This window comes from Macrococcus psychrotolerans (assembly GCF_038095555.1).
Classification (GTDB): domain Bacteria; phylum Bacillota; class Bacilli; order Staphylococcales; family Staphylococcaceae; genus Macrococcoides; species Macrococcoides psychrotolerans.
Window position 1 is genome coordinate 364,592 of sequence record NZ_CP124591.1, and the last position, 26,532, is coordinate 391,123.

The following is a 26,532-nucleotide window of genomic DNA, read 5'->3' on the forward strand; positions in this document are numbered from 1 at the left end:
GCATTTTCACTATATCATTTGCAGACACCATCTTAAAATTTGATAAGTAGTATAATGAAAGAAAAACTTATGAGGTGTGCTATGGACAAATGCTTAATTATTGGATCAACAGTCTGTGACGTAGTGATTAATGTAGATCAGCTACCGACGACAGCAGGTGACGTACATATATCAAATCAGACGATGGCACTTGGTGGATGTGCATACAATGTAGTGTCAGTATTACATCATCTAGGTGTGCCTTATACATTTGTATCCCCTGTGGGCACAGGAATGTACGGGGAGTTTGTCGCACGTGAGCTGGAGAAGCAAGGGATACAAACTGAAGTACGCGTCGAGGGAGAGAACGGATGCTGCTATTGTTTCGTTGAACATCATGGCGAACGTACATTTATGTCGCATCACGGTGTAGAGTATACGTTTAATCCACAATGGTTAGACGGTTTGAATTTAGATGATTACAAGTATGTTTATATATGCGGGCTAGAAATTGAAGAACGTGATGGAGAGCAGTTGATTGATACGTTAAGCAATGTTGATGCAACAATCATCTTCGCACCAGGACCACGCGGGAACTTGATTCCTCAAGAACGTATGGAACGCGTGTATCAACTCTCACCGATTGTACACTTGAATGAACAGGAGATTAAGGAGCAAACAGGTTGTGACACGGTTGAAGCGGCACTTGAAGTATTGTATGAGAAGACTCATAACAAGATTGTCGTAACACAAGGAGCGCAAGGTGCAATGACATATGACGGTATAATCACGCATGTGCCGGGAGAAAGCGTGAGAGTTAAAGATACGATTGGTGCTGGAGACAGCCATGCAGGTGCATTTATATCGAGCCTTGCTAAAGGAATGGATGACAAATCTGCACTGACATTCGCAAACAAAGTCGCAGCACAAGTAGTACAAGTGAGTGGGGTTGGATTGAGTGATGAGGTGTGGGGAAGAATGAAAAACTATAAAATTTACTAATGGGAAAATTATCAAATAGTAGTTGATCAAAGTAGTATTATATGATCCAATAAAGTAAATATATTTATTGAGGTGATTTAATATGCATGAAATAACTTCAGAAATGATTTCATTAGGTCAATTATTACTTGATGATAACAAATTGTTTTATATTCCAGAATTCCAAAGAGATTTTGTATGGAAAGATGAACAGGCAAGGGAATTAATTAATGATTTAAAAGAAGACACAGATGGATTTATAAAAGATAATGATGATTTACAAGGATATTTACTAGGAAATATTGTATTAATTGAAAATGATAAAAAACGTTATCTTGTAATTGATGGTCAACAAAGATTAACAACTTTGACATTACTTTTTAAAGTTTTATATGAAAGAATAGATAGCATAATTGAAAGATCAGAAGGTAAGGAAAGAGACAGGTGGTTAAAAAGAATTGGTCAAATAAGTAATGGTTATCAGGTTGTAGATGATGAAGATAACTTTAAAGGATTAAGAATTATTCATGATGAAGGATTGACATTTGGCGGATTTTACAGAGACTTAATAACTGACAAAATATCTGAAGATACTTTAATTATTAGTGATTCAGATAATAATATAAGGGAAGTGTATAATACGTTATCTGATGAATTATCTAATCTTAATGACGCACAAATGAGTAAATTTATCTCTTATATTAAAAATAAAGTGAAGTTAATAGTAACAACTGCACCTTCTGAAGGTAAGGCTTTTCAGTTATTTGAAGTATTAAATGATCGTGGTCGTTCATTAGAACCAATGGATTTAGTAAAAAATACATTTTTAAAAATCATAAGACAAAGTGGTTATAGTGATGAAGATGTTAAAATACTCAATATGAATTGGAAAGAGTTTATAGAGAACCTTCAAATAACGCCTAAAAAGAAAATAGCATCATCTATATTTATGAAACATTTTATAGGTTATGAATATAATAAAAATATAAAACAAGATCGATTATTCGATTTTTTTAAGAATCATTTAAAATTATCAGGAGATGACATTATCTCTCTAGTTAAAAAAATAAATAGATATTCTAAAATATATACATCAATAGAAAAAAATTCACTCGAGAATTATTATTTAAAAGATAATCAAGATATGTTTCTTATTTTTAAGCAATTTGGAATAAAACAATTTCATCCTATACTAATGAGTTTCTATGATGCTCCTGAAGATATAAAGACAGAAGTTGCTGATTTATGTTGTAGATATGGAGCATCGATTATCTTTTCATCTACACAAACAAATGTGATTGAAAAAGAAATGGTAAATATTATAGGGAAGATAAAGAGTAGAAAAACTTTTCAGGAAAAGTATGAATCTTTGAGGAGTCATATACAATCATTAATAAATAACAATTCTGAAAAATTAGTTACCAATATTGGAAAAAATAATTTTATTAATTCCACTGGAGGTACTCAAAAAAAGGTAAGAGATATGATGTATTTTATAGAATTGAAATTCAATAATAACACTCTTATTATTAGGCCTCCTAAGGGTAAAAGAATAACGATAGAACATATTTTGGCAAAGAAAACGGAAATAAACGATATGAATATTTATGGTTTTAATGATACTGATGAAATGAATAGGCACCTTAATCGAATTGGAAACCTAACTTTATTATATCATGATGAAAATACATCGATTGGAACAAGACAGTTTATAGAAAAATATGATACATACTTAAAATCTGACTTTATAGTTACTAAGTCAATTGTTACGAAACTTGAAACCACAATTAAAAATGGTGCAGAGACTGAAAGAATTAAGTTGTTGAATGAACACCAGCCGCAATATTTAAAAAATGAAAAATGGACGAAAGAATTAATTGAATTAAGAAGTAATAAAATTTCATGTTTAGTAGATTTAATAATTAAAGGCAGTATAACAAAATAGTTAATACATTTATTTTATGATTCCATGAAAATATTCCTAACTTCAAAAGTTGGGAATATTTTTATAAATTAATCAATAAATCATATTTGAATCATGAAATAATACATTCTTTGCTATAATTATATTAACTAATTGTAAGGAGTACATAGATGGAAAATATAAAGATAAACTATTACGACTTTAACAAAAATGTATTACCTGATATCAAGGATCCTGTATTAGACGGTTATCCAATTGTATATATTTTAAATAATGATTTATCACATCCTGAAGCATACATAGGCCAGACTGTACAAGTAAAAAGTAGAATGAAAAATCATTTAACAAATAAAGATAGAAAGAAATTAGATAAAATGATTTTAATTGGACATGATAAATTCAATCAATCTGCAACCTATGATATAGAGACAAACCTTATTAATCATTTTATCGCTGATGAAAAATATAAGTTACAAAACAAGAGTCAGACTGCTCAGCAAATGACACATAACTACTATGACAAGTCATATTATCATTCTGTAATTTTTGAAGACATATGGGATAAATTAAGAAAAGATGGCATTGTGAAGCACACAATAGAGGATATCCGTAATCGAGATGTGTTTAAACTTTCGCCGTTTAAAGAGCTTTCTGAAGCACAGATGGATTTAAAAACTAAAATTATTGAGTTTTGTAATAATCATATTAATGATGACAAAAAAGCTGTATTTTTAATAAAAGGTGATGCTGGGACTGGCAAAAGTGTTGTTTTAAGTTCGACATTTAATACGATTCAAGATTTATCAAAGAACAAAGATTTTATATATTTAGAAAACACAATAGAAAACAATCTATTTAACTCTAAAAATTACTTATTAGTAAATCATAATGAAATGTTGAAGACATATGTAACTATTTCTGAAAGCTTACCTAATTTAAAGAAAAACAACTTTTTAAAACCAACGCCATTTATAAATAAAAGTAAATCTGGGAAGATAAAAGCAGATATTACTTTAGTAGATGAGGCGCATTTGTTATTAACACGACCAGATAGTTTTAATTCATTTAAAGAAAATAATCAGTTAGAGGAAATCATCAAGCATAGTAAAGTAACGATAATCGTATATGACGAAAGACAATATTTAAAGATTAAATCTTCATGGTCTGAAAATATATTGAAGAAAATTTTAAAAGGTACAAATAGTGAAGAATTTGAATTTAAATTTTTTGATAATGCTTCCCGAATGCATCAAGCAATTGTTGAGAAGAATGAAGAATTTAAACTATCTCGAGTTGTGTCAACATTTGATTACGTACATAAAAAAGATGGAAATGATTACTTTGTTGATGAGCCTGAATTTTCATTAGCCTGGAATAGAACTGATTATAAAAGTACTTGGGCTGAGGAACCTCAAACAATTAGAGAGGTTGGATCGATATATACAATTCAAGGGTTCGATTTAAACTATGTAGGAGTAATTCTTGGGCCTTCTATTGGATATGATAAAGAAAATCATTGTTTAAAGATTGATGTAACTAAGTATAGAGATACTGAAGCTTTTAGGCAGTCTTCTGAAGAGGTTAGAACAAAAGAAGAATTAATTAAAATGAAAGAACAAATCATTTTAAATTCAATGAATGTGTTATTAAAACGTGGTGTTAAAGGTTTATATATTTATGCAAGTAATGAAGAACTTAGAAAAGTATTATTGAATGGAGGTCTTCCACTTGAATCAAGAAATCATTGATTTAATTAATAAGTTTAGAGAAGAAAGAAACTGGAATCAATATCACAATCCAAAAGATCTATCTCTATCATTAAGTTTAGAAGCGGCTGAACTTTTGGAAAACTTTCAATGGATATCAAGTGATGAAGCCGTTGAGAATAATAGGGAAAATATCGCTGAGGAGTTGGCGGATGTATTTATCTATGGAATACAGCTAGCGGAAGAAATGGGTTTTGATATAGAGAAGATAATTAGGGAGAAAGTTAAGAAGAATGGAGAAAAATATAAAATATCTTAAACATAAGCAATAAATATAAAAAATTGATGTTGATATTTCTTCTTCACAATCTTTTCAATAAATTCATTAGGAATTGATATTTGCATAATGTATCTCCTAAATACCATTACTAAGGCTCGTGAATACGACTTAATTTATAAAAAATAGAGATTGATTCCCTTTGTGTCAGTCTCAATAATTTTACAATAGTTTCAATTTCACTTATCGTAAAATTATTACCATCATTCCTTCGTTTTTCTGTATAAAGAGAGCAACTTTTATCTAATTATCCAAACTGACTATTGAAATAGAAGACAATCTGCCATCAAAACTAAGCGGATTATACAAAAGATATATTGATTGATCTCATGGAAACATCGTCTTATCAGGAAAAATAGGCTATTATATTCAGAATGGACATCTTGAAACTTCTTATGGAGATATTACTAGTGTATACAGACGACAATATAATGTTGATGCAACAAGACAAGAATTAAGAGCAAGAAGATATAGACATAAACTTATCCTACCTTTAGAAAAATTGATCAAGTGTTATGAACATGGTCATTGAGGAGATATATACGAAATGTGTCTTTTCTTAGAAATTGAGCGTGGCCACTTTAATAATATTGTTGATGATTATAAAAGTAAGTTTGGTTATTATGTAAAATATGATAATCACAGAATACAATTTTAACCTTTAAAAATCGAAAAATATTAATTTGGATATTCAGCTTTTAGCGTTTATCATATAAATTAAACAAGGAGATGGTTATCTTGGCAAAAAAGAAAGAAGAACAAATTTATTACGATGCCAATGGAAATCCCGTTGACATCAAAAAGAAACGCAATCCTTTCTTAATGGGTTGTCTTGGTCTACTCGCTTTATTTTTACTTTTAGGAGCATGTGGTGCAATATTCGGCAGTGAAGATGGTGGTAAAGAAACTAGTTCTACCGAAGAAGCTACTACAGAGGAAAAGACTGAAGAGAAAAAAACTGAAGAAGATGCTACTACTGAAGAAGTAACCACTGAGAAAGTAACGACCGAAGAAGCTACTACAGAGGAAAAGACCGAAGAAGTCACAACTGAGAAAGTAACAACGGAAGAAGCTACTACTGAAAAAAAGACTGAAGAAGAAAAAATCAGTTCGACTACACCAACAAGAGAAATGAAAAATGCTTTATCTGCAGCAGAAAATTATGTAGATTTAATGCCTTTTTCTAAAGCAGGTTTATATCAACAACTTACTTCAAATGCTGGTGATAAATATCCACCTGAAGCTGCCCAATACGCTATAGATAATTTAAAAACTAATTATAAAGAAAATGCATTAAAAGCTGCTAAAAGTTACTTGGATTTAATGCCTATGTCAAATGATGAACTTTATCAACAACTTACTTCAAATGCTGGTGATAAATATACAGCAGAAGAAGCCCAATATGCTATTGATAATTTAGATTAATAAAACTCAAAATAAGGTATGGCGGTTATATTACATTTAACCCTGCTGAATTTATTGAATAGAAAGTAAAAGACACAGTGAAAAAAGCCGAGGATATCACCCATAAAAAAAACTCAAGTCATGGTAAGGCACTGCACCCTTACTAAGGGAGCTCAATAAAAACACTATTTTCTAGGCTGCTAATTTCCTATATTCTATAGGGGATAAGTAGCCTAGTTTTTGTTGAATTCTAACTTTATTATAGTTTTCAATGTAATTTTCGACAATATCTATTACAATGGTATTAGAGCTTCTAAGCTCACTGTTTAAGTAGAATGTTTCACACTTTAGAGAGGCATGAAAACATTCTATTGGGGCATTATCAGCTGGCGTTCCCTTACGGGACATGCTTCTGGTAATGCCTTTTTCTGTACATAGGGCATAGTATTCATAAGAAGTATAAACACTTCCTTGATCACTATGTAATATAGTACCTGGTTCCAATTGAAGTTGTTTTAATGTCTCATTTACTAATTCTTGATTTTGTTTATTACCGATTTTATATGCCACAATTTCACCATTGTAAGCATCCATGATAGATGAAAGATACAACATTGTATTCCCGAAGGGTAAATAAGTGATATCTGTTAAAAGTACTTCTAAAGGTTTCTCTGCTTTGAAGTTTCTATTTAATAGATTATGTGTTTTATAATATGCATTCCCTGGTCTTTTCGATTTTTTCATTCGTACTTTACAATTTAAATTATGTTTTTGCATAATCCTTTGTACTTTTTTGTGATTAATTGGTTTATTATTTTTTCTATTTAACAAGGCAGTTATTTTTCTATAACCATATGTAAAACGATGTTTCTTACATAGTTCTATAATTTCTCGTTCATCCTCAGATATACTGAAATCTTTGTTTTTCCATCTGTAATAATTTGATTTTGGAATATCTAAAGTTTCTAAAATGACTTTCACTGTATATTTAGATTTCAATTCATTTACTAATTCAACAACTACCTCTGGGACCACTTCCTTTCCAATTCCTTGTACTTTTTTAAAATTTCATTTTCTACTTCTTTGCGCTTTAATTCAATTTTTAGCGTCTCAACAGTACTCAATTCTTCATTTCCTTTTCCGTAGGAATATTGTTTACCTACTTGTTGATTGAATCTATGTGTTTCCCCATTTCTATACCATTTCCACCACACTTTAACTTGAGATTCATTTTTAATATTTAAAGCATCCATTATTTCTCTTGTACTATATCCTTTAAGTTTCATTTCTACTACTTTATATTTTATTTCAACTGAATATGCCACTCTTTTCATAGAAAAAACACCTCCGTATAAATTCATTTTAATATGAATTCAACGAAAGTGTTTTTATTTTACTCCCATATCATGGGGTTAGCGCAGTAATGTGATTTGAGTTTTTTAATGTATAGCTTATTATATAATTGATAAAATTATATTAATTTTTAATATTTAATTATATATAATGTTGGAATGTAAATCGCATGACTTACAGTAAGATGACATATTTTGCGATAATACAAAAACGTAACTGAGGGATTGAAGGCCACCCAGACCAGATTATAAGTTGTATTTATGGCGTTTCTCTCTCTTCATATTAGGGTTCAATGATTCCGAATTATTCTATGTACTAAACAAAACCAAACATCATTGTAATCGATTTCATTTCGTGATATATTTTATGTAATCGGTTACACAACGTGAGGAGAGTTAGGATGGCGACGATAAAAGATGTGGCGAAAGAAGCGGGTGTATCCGTTGCTACGGTATCTAGAGCGATGAATAGCTCAGGGTACGTGCACGAGGATACCTTGAAGAAGATTAATAGAGCGATTGAGACTTTAAAGTATAAGCCTAATGAGACAGCACGTACGCTGTATAAGAAACAGTCGAAGATTATTGGTTTATTGTTGCCGGATATCAGCAATCCATTTTTCACTGTCGTGGCGCGTGGGGTTGAGGATGCTGCGCTGGAGCGAGGGTTTCATGTTGTTATCGGCAACAGTGATCAGAATCGGGATAAGGAGCGTCAATATATTGATACGTTCCGGCTGCATAACTGTGTCGGTTTGATTTCTTCTGCGCTCGTATGGGAGGATGTGTTACAGTATATTCAATCTTCAAAGATGCTGCATGTGATGTTAGACCGTATCGGTGAGACAGAGTACTCTGTTGAAGCGGATCATTATAAAGGTGGCGTGTTACAGGCGGAATGTTTGCTGGATAATGGCTGTAAAAACATTTTAGTGATCAATGGTAATATGAAGTTTAGTTCTTTCAAGCATCGTCTAGAGGGTGCGATCCACACGCTTGAAGAGAGTGGTGCTGTCTTTGAGACCCTTGAGTTGAATAGTGAGGGTGTCGGTCATGCGTTGCTGGATCAGATACGGTATAAGGCGTATGACGGGATTATCTGCTATAACGATTTAATCGCGATCCAAGTCATGGGGCTGCTACAGCATAATGGTGTCAACGTTCCGGGTGATGTTCAAGTGGTGGGTTATGATGACATACAAATCAGTGCGTCGTATTTCCCGAGTCTAACGACGGTAAGGCAGCCTTCGTATTTACTAGGGAGACTCGCGTGTGAGCAGTTAATTGATCTGCTGAATGGTAAGCAAGTGAGAAAAGAGATAAAGATAGATGTAAGCTTAGTTGAAAGAAAAAGTACAAGGAGTGAATAAAATGCGTGAGATTTATGTGATAGGTAGTGCTTCGATTGACTTAGTGGTTAAGAGTGACAGACGACCGCTGAAGGGTGAAACGATATTAGGTGAATCATTCTTTATGACAACCGGCGGGAAGGGATCTAACCAGGCGGTGAGTGCGAGTCGTCTAGGTGGTAAGGTTAAGATGGTCGGTGCTGTAGGAGCGGATGACTTTGGGCAGCAAATCTTAGCAAACTTTAGAGAGAATAGCGTTGATGTATCCAATGTGGAATCGGTTACACATGTATCGAGTGGGACGGCACATATTACATTATCAGAAGATGATAACTCGATTATCGTCGTGCCGGGTGCAAACTTTGCCGTGACAACTCATCAAGTCGCACAAGTTCTGAGTGAGGCTGCAGAAGATGCGATAGTGGTACTCCAAAATGAGATTCCTAAAGACGTCATATTGTTCACTATTGATAAGTGTTATGAACTCGGATTAACGACAATCTATAATCCAGCACCATTTATAGAAATCGAACTGGATTATTTGAAGAAGGTGACTTACTTCACGCCTAATGAAACAGAAGTGAAAGAGTTGTTTGGTGAAGACTATGAGGAGGTCATCCAAGATTATCCGAACAAGATGATCGTAACACTAGGTGACAAAGGTGCCGTATTTTATAATGGTCAGCTTGTCAATGTGCCGGGTATTAAAGCAGACGTAGTGGATACAACAGGCGCCGGTGATACCTTTAACGGTGCACTTGCAGTGGCATTAAGTGAAGGGATGGCACTTGATGATGCGATCTTATTTGCAAATAAAGCGGCGAGTATTTCTGTAACAGGCTTAGGTGCACAAGGCGGTATGCCTTATAGAGCGGTGATGACAGATGTATAAGACAGGGACGTTAAACAGTGAGATCTCTAAAGTGTTAAGCGACTTAGGACATACAGATACGATTGTCATCGCTGACTGTGGATTGCCTGTTCCAAAGGGTGTACAGAAGATTGATCTTGCAGTCAGACAAGGCTTACCTTCATTTATTGATGTCGTTGATGAGATTGCACGGCACATGGTCATTGAACACGTCACTTTAGCTGAGGAGATAAAGGATAGCAACCCAGCAGTGTTGAAAGAGGTTGACAGCATAGTGAAAGGTATACCGAATGACTTTGTGACTCATGAACAATTTAAGGCGCTGACAGAAAACTCGGAAGCCATCATAAGAACAGGAGAAGCCACGCCGTATGCAAATATTATTTTAAGAAGTGGTGTTAATTTCTAAGAGGGGGTGCTTTCATGATTAAAATGACGAATATCCATAAAGCATTTGGTGATAATAAAGTCTTACAAGGTGTAGATTTTGTGCTCAATGATCAGACCGTACATGCTTTGATGGGAGAGAATGGTGCCGGTAAATCAACATTGATGAATACCTTATCCGGTATTCATTCGAAAGATCAAGGAGAGGTCACTGTAGACGGCACGACAGTGAATTACAAGTCGCCGAAAGAATCTGAAGCAGCAGGGATTCAGTTTATTCACCAGGAACTTAATATATGGCCCGAGATGACGGTGCTCGAGAATTTATTTATCGGCAAAGAGATTACAAATAAGTTTGGCAAGATTGATGAAAAGAAAATGAAGCAAGAAGCATTACAAGTATTTGACCATCTCGACTTCAGCCTGCCGCTCAATAAATTAGCAGGTGAATGTTCGATCGGTGAGCAGCAGATGATTGAAATCTCAAAAGCACTGATGACCGATGCTAAAGTCATCATTATGGATGAACCTACTGCAGCACTTACAGATAAAGAGATTGATAAATTATTCATCCTTATCGATAAATTAAAGTCTGAAGGCGTCAGCTTCGTCTATATTAGTCATCGTATGGATGAGATCTTTAAGATATCAGATGAGATTACCGTCATGCGTGATGGTGTAACAGTGATGCGTAAACGCACGGATGCAACGAGTTATAACGAACTTGTTCATGCGATGGTAGGACGTAGTCTAGATCAGCAGTTCCCAGACAGAACAGTGGAGCCAGGAGACGTGATACTGGAAGTCGATCATTTATCCAATGATGCATTTGGTATGGATAATATTTCATTCAATCTAAGGGAAGGTGAAATACTAGGTTTCAGTGGATTGATGGGGGCAGGGCGAACAGAAATCATGCGCAGCTTATTCGGCATCGATAAAGGTGATAAAGCCGTTAAGATACTAGGGAAGAATGTTTCCATTAACAATCCGGGAGACGCAATAAGAAACGGTCTTGCATTTATCACAGAAGACCGAAAAGATGAAGGCCTCGTACTTGATGCATCTATTAAAGACAATATGACCATGGCTAACATTAGAAGCTTTAGTCAATCTGGAGTTATTAAAAATGACCCTTTAGAATTATTTGTCAAACAAATGCAAGATAGATTGTCCATAAAATCTAATAAAGAATTACCGGTATCTTCGCTTTCAGGAGGGAACCAGCAGAAAGTCGTGATCGCAAAATGGGTAGGTAACGGACCGAAAGTATTAATATTAGATGAACCTACTCGCGGGATTGATGTTGGGGCTAAACGTGAGATATATAATCTCATGAATGAGCTTACTGAACGTGGCATATCAATCATCATGGTATCTTCAGAAATGCCCGAGATCATCGGATTAAGTGATCGCGTATATGTACTACAAGAAGGCGTTATTCGTGGAGAATTAACTGGAGATAACATCACGCAAGAGAAAATAATGACGCTCGCTACAGGAGGCGAATTAAATGAATAGTAAATCATTACAAAAGAGGGGTTTAATTGAACGCTTAGGACCATTATTAGGATTGCTTATTTTAGTAGTGATTATCACAATACTTAATAACGGCTTTATTGCACCGAATAATATTTTAAACTTATTAAGACAAGTTTCGATCAACGGATTAATTGCATTTGGGATGACATTTGTAATCTTAACTGGTGGGATTGATTTAAGCGTCGGTTCTATTCTTGCGCTATCCAGTGCGCTGACTGCAATACTGATCACAAGCGGTGTGGATCCAGTGTTAGCATTGTGTCTTGGTACATTGATCGGGACACTGTTAGGTGCCGTCAATGGTGTACTTGTTACTTTTGGTAAGATGGCACCATTCATTGCAACGTTAGCGACGATGACAATTTTCAGAGGACTGACACTGGTTGTAACGAACGGTAACCCTATTACAAATCTGGGAGACAATTTCTGGTTCCAGGTATTCGGTAAAGGGTATTTCTTCGGGATCCCAGTACCTGCAGTAACGATGTTGCTCGCATTTGGCGTGCTATATTTCTTGTTACATAAAACAGTATTTGGTAAAAACACATACGCGATCGGTGGTAATGAGAAAGCAGCATTTATTTCCGGTATTAAAGTCGATAAAGTCAAAATATTGATCTATTCTATTTCAGGATTAATGGCAGCGCTGGCAGGTGGCATACTGACATCACGTTTAAATTCTGCACAACCGACAGCGGGTACATCATATGAACTTGATGCCATTGCAGCAGTGGTGCTAGGTGGTACATCACTAACAGGAGGAAAGGGTCGAATATTCGGTACATTAATCGGCGTATTGATCATTGGTGTGCTGAACAACGGCTTAAACTTATTAGGAGTTTCTTCTTTCTACCAGCAAGTGATTAAAGGTATCGTAATTCTAATTGCCGTATTGATCGATCGCAAAAAATAAAACTAAAGAGGTGTAGCAATGAAAAGGATATTACCATTATTACTTATCGCTCTGTTAACTTTATCAGCATGCAGCCTAGAACCACCAGCATATCTAAAAGAAGATAAAGCAAATAAATCAAACAAAGATATTACGATTGGCGTAAGTTTATCAACATTGAATAATCCGTTCTTCGTCTCCATTAAAGAAGCGATACAAAAAGAAGCCAAGAACAATAACTTCAAAATCAAAGTAGTAGATGCGCAAGATGATTCAGCGAAACAATCCAACGATATCGATGACTTGATTCAGCAGCAGGTGGACTATTTAATCATTAATCCAACTGACTCAGCAGCCATATCTTCAGCAGTTCAAAATGCAAATGCTCAAGATATCCCTGTAATTACGTTAGACAGATCCGTTGAACAAGGAAAAGTAACGCAGTTTATAGCATCTGATAACGTCGCAGGGGGTAAGATGGCAGGGGAGTATATCGTTAAACAAGTAGGAGAAAAAGCAAGTGTCGGCGAACTTGAAGGCGTGCCTGGTGCCAGTGCAACGCGTGAAAGAGGAAAGGGATTCCATATTGTTGCTGACAAACAATTAGAAGTAGCATCAAAACAAACAGCTAAATTCAATAGAGCAGAAGGTTTGAATGTCACTCAAAATATGATCCAGTCACACCCTGACATTAAAGCGATCTTTGCCCATAATGATGAAATGGCACTAGGTGCGATTGAGGCAATTGGTACAAAAGACATACTCGTCGTAGGCTTCGATGGCAATGACGATGCGATGAAATCTATCAAAAATAAAAAACTAGATGCAACCATTGCACAACAACCCGCATTGATGGGTGAAGATGCAGTTAAAGCAATATTAGATTTAAAAGATGGAAAGAAAGTTAAATCAGAAGTAAAAGTACCGCTAAAACTTGTGGAACAATAAAGAAGGAAAAAGACCTGCAAAATATAAATTTGCAGGTCTTTTTGATGATTTTTAATCCATTTATCTAACGCCGAAGGTGTTAAATCGTATTCTTTAACAATATCATATTTAGATTTTCCGTTTTCAAATAATCGTACCATTTGAAGTTTAAATTCCGGCATGAATGTTCTTCTTTTTCTAGCCATATATAAATCGCGCCTACTTTCTTAATTTAACATTACTCCACTCAGGGGAGTTGTTCAGTTAAGTGTAGACGATTCAGTCATTCATACGTTAAGAAGATATCCTAATTATCCAAGTGAAAAAATATAGAAATATACAATTTTTATAAATATTTAGTAGTTTATAGAAAAAGATTATAATAATATATATTTATACAAAAAAATAAAGGGAAAATGAATATGAAATTTTGTTCGGAATGTGGAAATAAATTAATGCCTGGTGCTAATTTTTGTCCTGAATGTGGTCAAAGAATTATGAACTCTACACCTAATGAAATAAATGAAGACACAATAATTAATGACATACATAATGCTAGTAAGGTTGAACAGATTAGTGAAGTTAGAATAGAGATTAATCGTAAATATAATTCTGAAGATTATATAACATCAGTACTTTCTCAGCCACATGTAGACGGATTTGAATTAATTCCTAATATTGAAGAAAGGAAAATTGTAAATGCTGCAATATCTATAGCTGTTAATTACTAAGTGTCACGACAATTTCTGACGTGCCTATTTGGTATTTTAATTATAATAAATGAATAAGGAGACTATATAATGTTAAATGGTGATTTCAAAAAATATGGCATAAACTTATTAAAAGAAAGTGTTGAGGAATATAATAAAGCACAACAACATGTAGTTGAGTATTCAGAGAAACTCTTTGAAAATAGAACTAAAATGAGTGAAACCATTTTAGATTCTTGGGAACTGTTGAATAAAATTAAGAATAAACCAGAAGATTTAAAAGTGGAAGTTAAAAAAATACAAATTAATTTTGAGAGATATGAGAATTTTATTGCTGAAATTGAACGAGAACTTAAATCTTCAAATATCGCACAAGGGGGAGCCCTTGGTGCAGGTATAGCAGGAGGAGTTGGGGTTGCTGCATTTGGTCCTAGTGCTGCTATGGCTATCGCAACAACATTTGGTACAGCTTCAACAGGTACAGCTATTTCTACTTTAAGTGGTGCAGCAGCAACTAATGCTGCTTTGGCATGGTTAGGTGGAGGAACACTTGCCGCAGGTGGTGCAGGTACTGCCGGAGGATCTGCATTATTGGCTTTAGCAGGACCTATTGGGTGGGGTATTGGTGCAACTGCTTTAGTAACTACTGGGTTATTAAAGAGGTCTAGTAATAAGAAAATTGCTACTAAAGCTATTCACCAAGCTGAAGAAAATGAAGTACAGACTAAAATATTAAAAGGCACAGTAGAAGAAATTAGTTTGTTAAACACTGCTACTATTAAAAATAATAAAGAATTAAATAATTATTTGAAAAATATAACTCCAATGCTTGAGAGTTTGAATTTAGATTATCAGCAAATAAGGTTAAATACTAAATTGAAAACTGATTTAGGTGTGCTTATAAATAATACATTAGCTAGTATAGAATTATTAAATAAACCGATAGGAAAGGAAAGTTGATTTGGAGACTACTGTGAGATTTGATGAATTTTTAGAAATGAATTACTTAGATAAATTACATGAAATCAATATAAAATCTTCAAATGATTCTGTAAATAGATTAATAGAAGAAAACAAAAAATTAATAATAGCAGAACTCATAAAAAACTTTGGACTTCAAAACTATTTTTCTATGTTTGATAATTTTAAAGATGGTGGAAACGTAACGACAGTTAATAATGCAAGAAAAGGTCATTTTCATGATGAAAAAGTCCAACAACGTTACAATAAAGTATATAATCGGAAAGATTATGAAAGAAATGTTTATAGTACGGATGCTAATGGTAATAAAGTATTGGAAGCTGCAGGTCTGAATACATTAAGGACAAATATTACAGATAATGTACAAATCAATGTTGGTGACAGGATAACTGTTGAGAATCCGAATAAAGGGATTACTCAAAAAAATAAGATAAGAGCGAAAGTTTCCAGTAATGCTGAAAGGCAAATGAATAATTTTCATAAAAATGTAATAGATAATGACGGGAATATTAAAGATGGATATACAAAAGATCAGGTAGGATACCTAGAAAGAAATGAGAATGGGAAATATAAGATAGTAGGAAAAAATGAAAAAGATAACGGTATGCATATTGACCATATTACCTCAGGAAAATCAATTCATAAAGATGATCATTTTAGACTTTATTTATCTGATGAAGATAGAGCTAAAATGGCACTGCACGAAAAGAATTTAACAATGACAACTGGGGCAGCAAATCAATCTAAGGGGGAACAAGGGGGATGTGACTGGGCTTCAAAAAAAAGAAAAAACGGGCAAACGAATGCAGAGTATTTCAATAAGGATGTAGAAGTAATTAAACAAAAGAAAAAAGAATCAGAACGTTTTCTTAAAAAAATGAAGATAAAGGGTGCAGCAAAATACTATACGACTGAAGGAGTAATAGGCGGTATAAAGCAAGGATCAACACAAGGATTAAAACAAACTTTAGGTATTGTTTTATTCGAACTTATTAATCAATTTAGTATTGAAATAAAAAAATATATTAAAGATTTTAAGACTTATAATACTATAAAAGAAAAGATAATTGCATTTAGAAAATGCTGTAATAGAGCTAAATGGAATGTAATAAAAAATATAAAAGCGTTTTTAGGCTCATTTATGGATGGATTTATCTCAGGTTTTATTGCTAATGTTGTAACAATAATAATAAATGTATTTCAAACAACAATGAAAAATGTAGTGAAGTTAATTAATGACGCAGTACAAGGAATATATTCAGCGATAAAGATATTAATTTCAAAAGATGCTTCAGAAGATAAGTATAAAAATGCTTTAAAAGTTTTTACAAGTGTAATGATTGGCTCTTTTGGAGGGTTATTAGGAATATCATTACAAACTTACTTGTCTACTACACCTTTCGCACTGTTTGCTGATGTTATTTCTTCAACTGTAACAGGAATTTTAACTGGAGTAACTATGGCATGTACACTATATATGATAGACGATTATAAAGAATTTATTAATAGTTTAAAGGGCTTATTTACTGCAAATAAAGTTTCTATAGAGGAGATTAAAGCTAAGCACGAAAGTATTAAAGAAATAATCGAAGTTGAATATCAAAAAGTTCTGAATTCTATACTAGATGAATATGAAACTTTAATTGTGAAAATTAATGCAGCTTATGATAGCACTATTCCTTATACAGAACGATTTCAAAATAGTATCGTTTTGGCTGAAACATTAAATGTAAGCAAGCATAAAATTATTAGAGATGATGATATGATAGATGATTTTTTCAGTTAACTAAACAGACAACATTAAATATTAAGACCACTTTTATTATAGCTTTAATAAAAGTGGTCTTTCATTATTATTCATAATTCCCCTGTATTGCTTTTACCTCTTCTCTCATCTTATCCACCATTGACTGTGGTGATAACACTTTTACGCGTCTTCCTTGCGATAATAGCCACATAAGTATACCGTCTCCAATAACTTCAACTTCTACGACATATTTGTTGTTCTTGTGATCATTCTTAACTGTTTTAGCTGTTGGGAAGCGGTCTAATACAGATTCTATAATGCCACCATTAAATTCAAAGCGCACGCGCTGCAGATTTCCGCCATACATAAAATAGATTCTGTCTTTAATCTTCATAGGAGAGAGATAGTGTGGTGGTGTGTGATGGAAAGTCTCGTTGATCACTTCAAAAGTTTCTATTCTGTCGATTCGAAATATGAGCGTGTGACCTTTCTCGTTTATGCCAATAATATAGAAATAAAGTTCAGAGAAAGTAATGAAGTATGGTTGGATTGTATGTGTTCTTTCCTGATTCATAGCATTAAAGTAGTTGAACTTTATGTGTTTTTTATTATGAATCGCTTCATGTAACTGCCATATTCTGTTAATCATCGGCTCATTTAAGTTGATGGGATGATATGATTTCTTTTCTGATGCGAGTACCTTATCGATAAATTGTCTGTCGTCATAAGTTAAAAGACTCGTCATATTATTAATAACGGAGCTCACTTCCTCAGTACTTAGTGCTCTTGAAGCGATAAGAATCTTTAGCAGTACGAGTGCCTGTTGTTTTGAGAATGATAATGAAAGTTCTCCCTCTAATACATACTTCTGATTTGCAGCATGGTAATTAATATTTAGATTGTGTGTTTCCTCAAAAAAGTTATTAAGATCCTTAATATATCGTTGCAACGAACGTTCTGACTTATAATCCATGATTTCATAGATTTCATCTTTCGTTATTGCACGACGTTCTATAAATGCGATGTATAAATTCAAGATTGAAGTACTTTTCGTCACAGTTTTTTCTCCTTTAGATGATAGATAAATTATATCACATAGGTTTCTGACAGTATGACAATTTTTGACGCACCCAATATATATAATTAAAGTATCAAATACGTAAAGGATGATGACAATGTTTAAAGATGTAGTTAGAGCAATGACACAATCACAGCAGGATAAATGGGTTACAGTGCTTCAGGCAGCAGGGACAATTACAGCTGCAGTGGCATCGGTTATTGCCAGTGGTGCATTTACGGACAAGGATTAATCGTATGTGGAAATATCGTAAGTACAAAGTTGAAGTTAATGGGAGAACATTTGATGGTAAGGTTGCACAACATGTTGGTAAATTTGCCTATCAGAATATTAGAAGGATAAAACTAATGGACAAATTAGGCGTGAAAGTGCATAAAGAGGTGTCATAATTGCAGAATTTTATTGAAACGATTAAATACATCTATTCAGACGATGAAGATAAACCTGAAATTTATAGAATAGCTTACGGCGTTGTAAATCTCTCAATAGCTGCAGCGCTGTCGACCATTTGTCATGCCATATTGATCAGTATCTTTAACTGATATGTAATTATGGGATAATTTGTCATGGCTATGCAGTAGATTATATTACTAATATAATCTACTGCTCAGAAGGGGTTAGGGTTTGATAGGTTAGGCGCTGGTTTACTTGATTGCAATAAGATAGTGCAAGACTTTATTTTTTTATAATATGGATTGTCTGCAATAAAAAATGTAAAAAATTAAAAATAGTACTAGTATTATATTGAAATAATGTATATAATGAATTGGGTTTAAAACTTACACAATGTTTTATGGTAATAATTGAAATAATAGTTTAGTTGCATGATAATATTGCACAATATAAAAAGGATGAGAGAGTGGTAATGAGCATTAACAAATTATTAAATATGCTGACGAGCCTTATAATTGTAATTACTTTCTGCTTGAGCCCGAGCTTGGCTTCAGCACAAGATAATGATAGCGTCCCTGAAACTAGCGATCCGAGTGTGTTGTATGTGGAGCAGAAGGGTGAAAGTAATAATAAGGTAAAGTGGCATCTGAAGGTAAATGAAGCAAATTCAAGATTGAAGGACGTAGTCATTAAAATGGAACTGCAAGGTGGACATAATATCAGTCTTGCGGAATTAAATATGTTACTGAATGCCAAAGGTGTAACAGTAACGCAACCTGATCCACAAAAGAAAGTATTTCTACTGAGCATCAAAGCATTAGAGGAACCATTAAATGTTGAGTTTTCTTCTGTAATTACAGATAATCAGCAGTCTAACTGCAAGGTGTTGTTATCAGCAGACATAAATCAGCACGTGACAGCAAGCGATATCTACTTTGTTAAAACACAACTAAGTGGAAAGATTCAATATAAGGATGTGCCTGATAAAGTAACACCTACGGCACTAGAAGTTGAACTGATTGATAAGCAGCATCAGGCTGTTGTCGACCGTACTGTTGTAAACGCTGATCATCTCGAATATACATTTGATCAACTCAACAAATTTAACATTGATAATCAGCTGATAGAGTATGAAGTGCGCCCTAAGGCAACTGGCAACTACAAAGTTGATGTAAAGGCAAACGATATCTTACTGCAGTATCTTTCTACAAAGATAGAAGGGGATATTCGTAACGAGTCGGACAAACCGCTAAATATAAAGATTATCAATAAAGCAACAGGATCAATCGTGGATGAAGTGCTGGTAGACGGAGCACAATCTCGTTATACAAAAGACAACCTACCGCTTAACGATGATCAAGGGAATAGAATCGATTACGATATTAAAGTAGAGGACACAGAAGGATTTAAGGCTACAACGTCAAACTTTGATATTGAAATCACTAAAGAAAAAGCAGAAAATACTCATCCTGAGAATAGTGTAGAAACAAAACAAGACGACCAGCCTAAAGCAGCTGTTAAAGTAGCGGAGAAAGATGAAACTTCAGCCGAGCCTACAGCACAACCAAAGGCAGTGGATAAAGCAAAGGCAGAGGATAAAGCAAATGAAACTTCTGCAAAGCAAGATATAAATAAAAGTACTGCGAATAATTCATTGAAAAGATCATTAGTCTATGCAGCACCTAAAGAAATCCCGCTGCTTAGCACATTCAGTCTTGCTAACACGAACTTACTTGGCTTTGCACCAATGAACAATGTAACTGGAGTAGCTGACGATCCATATCCTACATATAAAGGTCAAATTAGCAACATGGCTTGGGATGAAAAAGGACTGTATCGAATTAGAACACCACAGCCTGTTGAGTATAATGAATCATTTCAGTGGAAACAAGCACAACCGACTTCAACTGAAAATGAATATGCAATTGATTTAAAAACACAAGGCCGTGCATCTGTTACACAAGAAACGGTAGATATCGTTCTTGTGGTAGATAATTCAGGAAGTATGCGTCATATTATCGGAAATGGAAAGACACGCTGGCAGAACATGAAAGATGATGTATTCCAATTCATAGATGAGGTAACCCAGGCTAATACAGCGGCTAACACTAAAGTAAGAATTGATGTCGTTAACTTTGCTTCAATAGTGAGACCGGAGCGTAATCCAGGATTTTCAGGGGATCCTGAAATTATTAAATCTAAGTTCTATTCAAGTTATCTAAGTGATTCAAATGGTGGAACATTTACTCAGCGAGGTCTAAGAAGTGGTTCTGAGCTACTTAGTAAATCTAGGGCTTCAAAGAAAGTGATGGTTGTGCTTACAGACGGTGCACCGACTTTGAGTTACAAAGGGATTAGTGCTACCGGTAGTGAGAACATCACATCGTTTAGCAACTATGTTAAAGGGGATGGATCAGACTTTATACTGCATGGCAGGTCATATTATGCAGATCACGATCCTTATACTGTAATAGATTATAGTACATACAATCCTTATTTTATAAATCGATATATAAAAATTACCAATCATGGTCAGCCAACGATTTCAGAAGCGAAGTTAATTAAGAACTCAAGGCCAGATTTTGATATCTTCTCTATTGGATTAGATACAACTGTTCCAAACGCAAATGCAACCGAAGAGGATATGAATAAAGTGCTCAGTAACATTGCATCAAGACCGGAATATGCATTTACAACAGAGGACTCTGCTTCAGAATTGTCAAAAACATTATCAAAGATTTCACAAAGTGTATCGAATAGTATCTCTAATGGTGTTGTAACAGATCCGATAGGTGCTATGTATGATCTCAATTTAGGTAGTGACAATATATTTGATAAGTCCGATTATACATTAACCGCCTCCAACCCAGATCTAGTAAAGAATGTAACGGTTGATTATGATCTAAACACAAAGACATTAAAGATGAATGGATTAAATTTAGGAAAAGGTGAATGGGTCAATCTCAACTACAAAGTAAAGCTGAGAGTAACAGACGACAACTTTGTCGAAAATCAGTGGTATCCGATGAATGGTACTACAACACTGAAACCTTCTAGTGCCTCTATCAATTTAAGAGAGTATCCAGTTCCTGAAGCTAAAGCGAAAAGTCCGTCTTATAACTTTGTATTTAATAAGATAGATGATAATGAAAAACCATTACAAGGAGCGGTTTTTGAACTGAAAGATGTCAGTGGGAATACATTGAGCCGAACTTCTAGTTCTAGTGGACAAGTGCTATTTGATAACTTAAAAAAGGGACGATATAGTCTGACAGAAAAAAGTGCACCGAATGGCTTCATAAAAGATTCTAAAGTTTACACTGTCGTTATTGCTAGTAACGGTGAAATTAGAATAGATAATGTACTTTATACTGATACAAATAAATTTAAGATAATTAATAAGAAGTTATTAGGTTCAATAGAGGTAATCAAACATAAGACCGGTAACGAAAATGAACTGTTACCTGGTGCGAAGTTTGAACTGAGAAATTCAACAGGCAACCTAATTGGTACACTGACGACTGGAACAGATGGAAAGGTATTATTTAAAGCATTACCTCTAGGTAACTACACACTGAAAGAAGTTCAAGCGCCAAAGAATTATCAGTTAAATAGTGAACCTATTAATATTACGGTTAAAAACGATGAAAAAGTGATCGTTAAAGTTCCTAACAAAAGCAACAGTGATATCTTACCGAATACTGGGGGAACAGGAACCATATTCTACACTTTATTAGGCCTACTTATCATGGGAATTGCCGTGTGGAGCAGAAAGAAAGTATTTATTCGACAATAATTATCCTGCATCAGCAGTTTATTATAGAAATTAAAAAATTAGGAGGACTATATGTCTAAATTTACACAGCGTTTGTCAATATTTTTAATAGTTACACTTGTATTAGGGCTAGTATCACCTGTAAAAGCATCAGCAGCAACAGGGAAAGTAACAGATTTAACAATTCATAAAATAACAGGTTCTGAAGAAACAACAGCCACTTATGATCAGTTAGTAAATGGTACTGCGCCTGCAGGATCAAAGCCGATTTCTAATATTTCATTTACTTACTGGAAAGTAACACCAGAACAATTAAAGCAGTTGAAAGCGAATCCTCAGAATTATGATACGTTAGAAAAAGTACGTACTTTACTATCAGAACCGACAGGAACAACTCCGAAAACAGCAGCAGACGGAACAACTAAAGTACCAAATTTAGCAGAAGGTTACTACTGGTTCATCGAAGATAAATCAACAGCAATTAAAGATGCTAAAGCAGTACCATTTGGACTTGAGCTTCCGATTACTAATGAAGCAGGAACAGGTTACATTAATGATCTACATGTATTCCCGAAGAATACATTACAAGACTTACCGACAATCGATAAGGATGTTAAATCTGATAATACAAAGTCTGCATCATTTGCAGTAGGTGAATCATTCAACTGGATCATTCAACCCTCTGTACCAAAGGGTATCGAAGAGTATAAAACGTTTGAAGTTACAGATACAATAGATTCAAGATTGACATTTCAAGGTACGGAAAAAGTAAAAGTTACGATTAACGGTAACACACTTTCTTCAGGGGACTATACAGCAACTTACAGTAATAATAAATTAGTAGTAAGCTTTACAAAAGCAGGTCTAGGTAAATTAAATGTAGAAAATCCTAAACTGGAAATCTTTGTGCCAACAATGATCAATGACACAGCGGTTATGGGATTACCTATCAGTAATGATGCTACTTTAAACTTTGATAATGGTCACGGTGTCACAACTCAACCTGGTACAGACACACCACCACCTACTGTACCTGATACAGATATTCCGAAAGTCTATGCTGGCGGAAAGAAATTTGTTAAGACAAATGGTCAAGGTACTAATCTAGGTGAAGCAGAATTTGTTATCATGAATGGTGCAGGAGACTACCTTGTTCAAGACGGTAACCTTAAAGTTTCATGGACGAAATCTGAAAACGATGCGACGAAATTTATCTCATCAGCAGATGGTAAATTTGAAGTCAAAGGATTAGCGTATGGTGATGACAATACTAATAATACAGGTGCAACAACTTATAAAATTAAAGAGGTAAAAGCACCTAAAGGTTACTCATTACCAACAAATCCAGTTACAGAATTTACTGTAAACTCAACATCTTACCATGCTGACCCATCAGCTACAGTATTAGCAGATGCAACAGCACAAGAAATCATCAATAAGAAAACTGAAATACCAAACACTGGTGGAATCGGTACAGTTATCTTTACAGTGATAGGTGTTGGACTAATGGCGCTGGCTTTAGTATTCTTTAGAAGAAAGCAAGCATAACTTTGTAAAATGTGGTGGACACTGTCCACCTCATTTTTTTGATAAGGAAGGCGATTTTTTTGAAATCCGAAAAGAAAAAAAAGAAAAATATAATCTCTAATTTGATATTCGGCTTGATATTCTTCGCTGGATTCGGCATATTGATCTATCCTATGATCAGTGCGATATATTATGACTATGAAGCGAGTAACGAAGTTAATGATTTCAATAAAGAAGTTGAACTGCTGTCAGATCAGCAGATTAAAGCACGTATCGATAAGGCGAAAGCATATAATCAGTCGTTAACAGGAAATGAAGCCTTACACGACGCCTATAGTAAAGCACAAGAACAAGAAGGTCAACGTGAATATGCAAAGATGCTGGAAGTACATGAGAAAATAGGTCATGTTGAGATACCTGCTATTCATCAGGATATCCCCTTATTTGCGGGAACAACTGAAAGAGTGCTTCAAAAAGGACTGGGACATCTTGAGAATACTTCCTTACCTGTAGGTGGAAAGAACACCCATAGTATCATCACAGGACACAGAGGGCTGCCTGATAAAAAGTTGTTTACCGATCTTGATAAAATGAAGATAGGGGACATGATATATGTTCATAATATTCAGGGGATACTAGCCTACAAAGTAGAACGTATCAAGGTGATAAAGCCGGACGATTTCAGTGATTTGAAAATAAAGAAAGATACAGACAGATTAACACTACTGACATGTACACCATACATGGTAAATTCACATCGGCTGATAGTGACTGGCCATCGCGTTCCATATACGCCTGAAGCGACGGGCCATCAATCGACTCAGGAACCATGGTGGTATAAATTTTTATATGTCTATAAGAATTATTTGATAGGTATCGGATTATCTATTGTAATCTACCTGCTCTATCGATATTTCAAAAAATATAGAAAGAAAAAAGTAGATCGATGAGCAAGAAGACGGCAATTATTGTCTTTATTGCAGGTTTGCTTATCTGTTTGTATCCTTTGGTTGTAAAAGTCTATTACAATTACGATATGTCCTATCAATCAAAAGCATTGGATAGACAGTTTCAAGTGAACGATACACATCAGAAAGTGAAATATGCACAGTTTGAAGCCTATAACCGTGATATGCTATTATCTCAAAATATTGAAACACCTAAAGTTAAAGTCCAAACCAACAATCAATATAATGAACAACATGCCAAAGATGATACAATAGCAACCATAAAAATTCCGAAACTCAATCTTCACTATCCAGTATATGATCAAGCTACCCCTGAGAACTTAAATAGAGGAGTATCTCGAGTAATAGGCACAAGTTTTCCGGTAGGTGGGCGTTCAACTAATAGTGTCTTAGCAGCACACAGCTACTCACCCTATCATGAATGGTTCACACATATCGATAAGCTTGATAATGGAGATAAGATTATTATCAATAACTTCAAGGAAACTCTTTACTATAAAGTATATGACAGAAAGGTAGTCAGTCCCGATCAGGTAGAGGCATTATCGATTATTAAAGGAAAAGATATTATTACGTTATTAACATGTACGCCTTCTGGAGCAGATAGAATATTAATCTATGCAGAGAGAACAACAAAGGATGGCAATAAGATAAAGCACCCTAAAACACAGCCTCTTTCTCAGGAGCAATCGTTGATGGAAAGATTGAAAGTGCTTTCGGAGTCATGGTTTGTGATAGTCGTAATTCTCTTGTTGTCATTAGCTTTTATAAAAAAGATTATGAATCAATAATATGAATACAGTGACTGCACTTTTAATCGATGGAGAAAAAGTTTATCAAATAAAGTATCACCTTAAATCTTTAACGAAAGATAACCTACGTATTGATATATTCGATACGTAGGTTATTTTCATTGTGGTTATAGAGCATGGGTAGTTAAAGTGATAATCTAAGTTAACTTTACCACCGAATGTTTTCTCCAGCCCTTCGACTTGGTTTTTAATGGCTGCGTATGCAATATCTTTTGATGGTTCGTCGAGATAACGTGTCGTTCCTTTTAATACGACTTTGTCTTGAATGACGATATCGAAGGTTGAAGAACCTACATATGTCTCTTCTTCATGAATTCCAATCTTCCCTTGGTCTACAAAAGGAGAGAAGTGAATACCATAGGCCTCGTCGAGATTATCTAGAATGCCTGACGCATGGATATGATGATGCTGTGAAAGCGATATTTGAAACTTTATTACCAGAGCAGCCGATTCATCAACTTGTGCTTCAAATCGATACAGACGATGATGAAGGAGTAGAAATTGCATGGCACGATGATGGTATCAGCAATATTCTAATGAAATCAGAAGATTTAAAGGTAATGAATTTTGATAAGTACATTTATACATGAGATAGATTATAAGGAATACTGAGGTTCGTTTAACCAAATTAAAAAGCAAGATTTCTATATATAGAAATCTTGCTTTAAAATACGTAACTTAACTAAAAGTTTCGACTTTTGTGTTCACTCTAGACAGGTGAACTTTTTTTATCACTAAAAGGTTTGGTTTTACAAAATATATTTTAATATTAATATTCTATATTTGGCATTGCGTTTACTCGTTTTTGATAACGCTTAAGGGCATAAAAACCAGCACCACTAATAATTGTTACGATTAATAATTTTTTCAAGCTCACCATTCCTTTATTT

At 34.3% G+C, this 26,532-nt stretch carries 25 protein-coding genes and 1 pseudogene; 22 read left to right on the forward strand and 4 right to left on the reverse strand.

From position 1 onward, the window contains the following. Window positions 1-81: 81 nt before the first annotated feature. The 5 genes from QA539_RS01935 to QA539_RS01955 all read left to right on the forward strand — a co-directional run bounded on the left by QA539_RS01935 (window position 82) and on the right by QA539_RS01955 (window position 6,352). Window positions 82-981 carry a carbohydrate kinase family protein gene (locus QA539_RS01935; protein WP_325885620.1) on the forward strand — a complete coding sequence of 300 codons (900 nt, stop codon included), beginning with the start codon at window positions 82-84 and terminating at the stop codon, window positions 979-981. A gap of 82 nt (window positions 982-1,063) precedes the next feature. Continuing rightward, window positions 1,064-2,905, forward strand: a complete 1,842-nt coding sequence (locus QA539_RS01940; RefSeq protein ID WP_219493810.1) for a DUF262 domain-containing protein — start codon at window positions 1,064-1,066, stop codon at window positions 2,903-2,905. Between the two features lie 149 nt (window positions 2,906-3,054). Then, window positions 3,055-4,632, forward strand: a complete 1,578-nt coding sequence (locus tag QA539_RS01945) for a DUF2075 domain-containing protein (RefSeq protein ID WP_325885621.1) — start codon at window positions 3,055-3,057, stop codon at window positions 4,630-4,632. Further along, complete coding sequence (locus QA539_RS01950; RefSeq protein ID WP_101035404.1) at window positions 4,598-4,909, forward strand: nucleotide pyrophosphohydrolase; 312 nt, start codon at window positions 4,598-4,600, stop codon at window positions 4,907-4,909. Before QA539_RS01945 ends, QA539_RS01950 begins: the two co-directional genes overlap by 35 nt. 756 nt (window positions 4,910-5,665) lie before the next feature. Continuing rightward, on the forward strand, window positions 5,666-6,352 hold the full coding sequence (locus QA539_RS01955; RefSeq protein WP_325885622.1) for an Ltp family lipoprotein: 687 nt from the start codon (window positions 5,666-5,668) through the stop codon (window positions 6,350-6,352). Between the two features lie 171 nt (window positions 6,353-6,523). Here the strand turns inward: QA539_RS01955 and QA539_RS01960 are convergent. Beyond that, window positions 6,524-7,665 (reverse strand): IS3 family transposase gene (locus QA539_RS01960; RefSeq protein ID WP_198479331.1). Its coding sequence is split into 2 segments (ribosomal slippage): window positions 6,524-7,395 and window positions 7,395-7,665, totalling 1,143 coding nucleotides; the frame shifts between segments, so codons are not numbered across the junction. Window positions 7,666-8,084: 419 nt separating this feature from the next. Between QA539_RS01960 and QA539_RS01965 the strand changes: the two genes are divergently transcribed. From QA539_RS01965 to QA539_RS01990, 6 genes are read left to right on the forward strand one after another with little or no spacing between them, the layout of a single operon-like run. Continuing rightward, window positions 8,085-9,053, forward strand: coding sequence for a LacI family DNA-binding transcriptional regulator (locus tag QA539_RS01965; RefSeq protein WP_419895333.1), 969 nt, complete (start codon window positions 8,085-8,087; stop codon window positions 9,051-9,053). Window position 9,054: 1 nt separating this feature from the next. After that, a complete protein-coding gene (gene rbsK, locus QA539_RS01970; RefSeq protein WP_219493819.1) occupies window positions 9,055-9,924 on the forward strand; it encodes a ribokinase in 870 nt (289 codons plus the stop codon). Next, window positions 9,917-10,312: a D-ribose pyranase gene (gene rbsD / locus QA539_RS01975; protein WP_325885624.1), complete on the forward strand. Its 396-nt coding sequence runs from the start codon at window positions 9,917-9,919 to the stop codon at window positions 10,310-10,312. Before rbsK ends, rbsD begins: the two co-directional genes overlap by 8 nt. A gap of 14 nt (window positions 10,313-10,326) precedes the next feature. After that, complete coding sequence (locus tag QA539_RS01980; RefSeq protein WP_325885625.1) at window positions 10,327-11,811, forward strand: sugar ABC transporter ATP-binding protein; 1,485 nt, start codon at window positions 10,327-10,329, stop codon at window positions 11,809-11,811. After that, on the forward strand, window positions 11,804-12,745 hold the full coding sequence (locus QA539_RS01985; protein WP_325885626.1) for an ABC transporter permease: 942 nt from the start codon (window positions 11,804-11,806) through the stop codon (window positions 12,743-12,745). Before QA539_RS01980 ends, QA539_RS01985 begins: the two co-directional genes overlap by 8 nt. 18 nt (window positions 12,746-12,763) lie before the next feature. Continuing rightward, on the forward strand, window positions 12,764-13,672 hold the full coding sequence (locus QA539_RS01990) for a D-ribose ABC transporter substrate-binding protein (RefSeq protein ID WP_419895334.1): 909 nt from the start codon (window positions 12,764-12,766) through the stop codon (window positions 13,670-13,672). A gap of 95 nt (window positions 13,673-13,767) precedes the next feature. Here the strand turns inward: QA539_RS01990 and QA539_RS01995 are convergent. After that, window positions 13,768-13,857: pseudogene (locus QA539_RS01995) on the reverse strand (hypothetical protein); the annotation flags it as partial. A 216-nt stretch (window positions 13,858-14,073) separates the two neighbouring features. Between QA539_RS01995 and QA539_RS02000 the strand changes: the two are divergent. From QA539_RS02000 to QA539_RS02010, 3 genes are all read left to right on the forward strand, one after another. Continuing rightward, window positions 14,074-14,382, forward strand: coding sequence for a zinc ribbon domain-containing protein (locus QA539_RS02000; protein WP_419895335.1), 309 nt, complete (start codon window positions 14,074-14,076; stop codon window positions 14,380-14,382). A 69-nt stretch (window positions 14,383-14,451) separates the two neighbouring features. Beyond that, entirely contained in the window at window positions 14,452-15,321 is an 870-nt protein-coding gene (locus QA539_RS02005; RefSeq protein ID WP_101143698.1) for a DNA polymerase III subunit gamma/tau, read from the forward strand. 13 nt (window positions 15,322-15,334) lie between these two features. Further along, complete coding sequence (locus QA539_RS02010) at window positions 15,335-17,128, forward strand: hypothetical protein (protein WP_419895336.1); 1,794 nt, start codon at window positions 15,335-15,337, stop codon at window positions 17,126-17,128. A 67-nt stretch (window positions 17,129-17,195) separates the two neighbouring features. Here QA539_RS02010 and QA539_RS02015 read toward each other — a convergent pair whose 3' ends face one another. After that, window positions 17,196-18,146: a helix-turn-helix transcriptional regulator gene (locus QA539_RS02015; RefSeq protein WP_419895337.1), complete on the reverse strand. Its 951-nt coding sequence runs from the start codon at window positions 18,144-18,146 to the stop codon at window positions 17,196-17,198. A 118-nt stretch (window positions 18,147-18,264) separates the two neighbouring features. Between QA539_RS02015 and QA539_RS02020 the strand changes: the two genes are divergently transcribed. The 8 genes from QA539_RS02020 to QA539_RS10930 all read left to right on the forward strand — a co-directional run bounded on the left by QA539_RS02020 (window position 18,265) and on the right by QA539_RS10930 (window position 26,232). Then, window positions 18,265-18,399 (forward strand): hypothetical protein, encoded by a 135-nt coding sequence (locus QA539_RS02020; protein ID WP_258182492.1) that lies wholly within the window; start codon window positions 18,265-18,267, stop codon window positions 18,397-18,399. Window positions 18,400-18,403: 4 nt separating this feature from the next. After that, window positions 18,404-18,556 carry a hypothetical protein gene (locus QA539_RS02025; RefSeq protein WP_419895338.1) on the forward strand — a complete coding sequence of 51 codons (153 nt, stop codon included), beginning with the start codon at window positions 18,404-18,406 and terminating at the stop codon, window positions 18,554-18,556. Continuing rightward, window positions 18,557-18,709 carry a hypothetical protein gene (locus tag QA539_RS02030; RefSeq protein ID WP_419895339.1) on the forward strand — a complete coding sequence of 51 codons (153 nt, stop codon included), beginning with the start codon at window positions 18,557-18,559 and terminating at the stop codon, window positions 18,707-18,709. A gap of 323 nt (window positions 18,710-19,032) precedes the next feature. Beyond that, window positions 19,033-22,356, forward strand: a complete 3,324-nt coding sequence (locus tag QA539_RS02035) for a SpaA isopeptide-forming pilin-related protein (RefSeq protein ID WP_419895340.1) — start codon at window positions 19,033-19,035, stop codon at window positions 22,354-22,356. Between the two features lie 51 nt (window positions 22,357-22,407). Further along, window positions 22,408-23,883 carry a SpaH/EbpB family LPXTG-anchored major pilin gene (locus tag QA539_RS02040; RefSeq protein WP_419895341.1) on the forward strand — a complete coding sequence of 492 codons (1,476 nt, stop codon included), beginning with the start codon at window positions 22,408-22,410 and terminating at the stop codon, window positions 23,881-23,883. 59 nt (window positions 23,884-23,942) lie between these two features. Beyond that, window positions 23,943-24,812: a class C sortase gene (locus tag QA539_RS02045; RefSeq protein ID WP_419895342.1), complete on the forward strand. Its 870-nt coding sequence runs from the start codon at window positions 23,943-23,945 to the stop codon at window positions 24,810-24,812. Then, a complete protein-coding gene (locus tag QA539_RS02050; RefSeq protein ID WP_419895343.1) occupies window positions 24,809-25,621 on the forward strand; it encodes a class C sortase in 813 nt (270 codons plus the stop codon). The genes QA539_RS02045 and QA539_RS02050 overlap by 4 nt, the downstream gene beginning before the upstream one ends. 317 nt (window positions 25,622-25,938) lie before the next feature. Continuing rightward, the gene (locus QA539_RS10930; protein ID WP_423245836.1) at window positions 25,939-26,232 is read left to right on the forward strand and encodes a DUF1963 domain-containing protein; all 294 of its coding nucleotides are present in this window, start codon (window positions 25,939-25,941) and stop codon (window positions 26,230-26,232) included. Between the two features lie 179 nt (window positions 26,233-26,411). Here QA539_RS10930 and QA539_RS02060 read toward each other — a convergent pair whose 3' ends face one another. Further along, window positions 26,412-26,522 (reverse strand): SE2200 family small protein, encoded by a 111-nt coding sequence (locus QA539_RS02060; protein ID WP_423245837.1) that lies wholly within the window; start codon window positions 26,520-26,522, stop codon window positions 26,412-26,414. Between the last annotated feature and the right edge of the window lie 10 nt (window positions 26,523-26,532).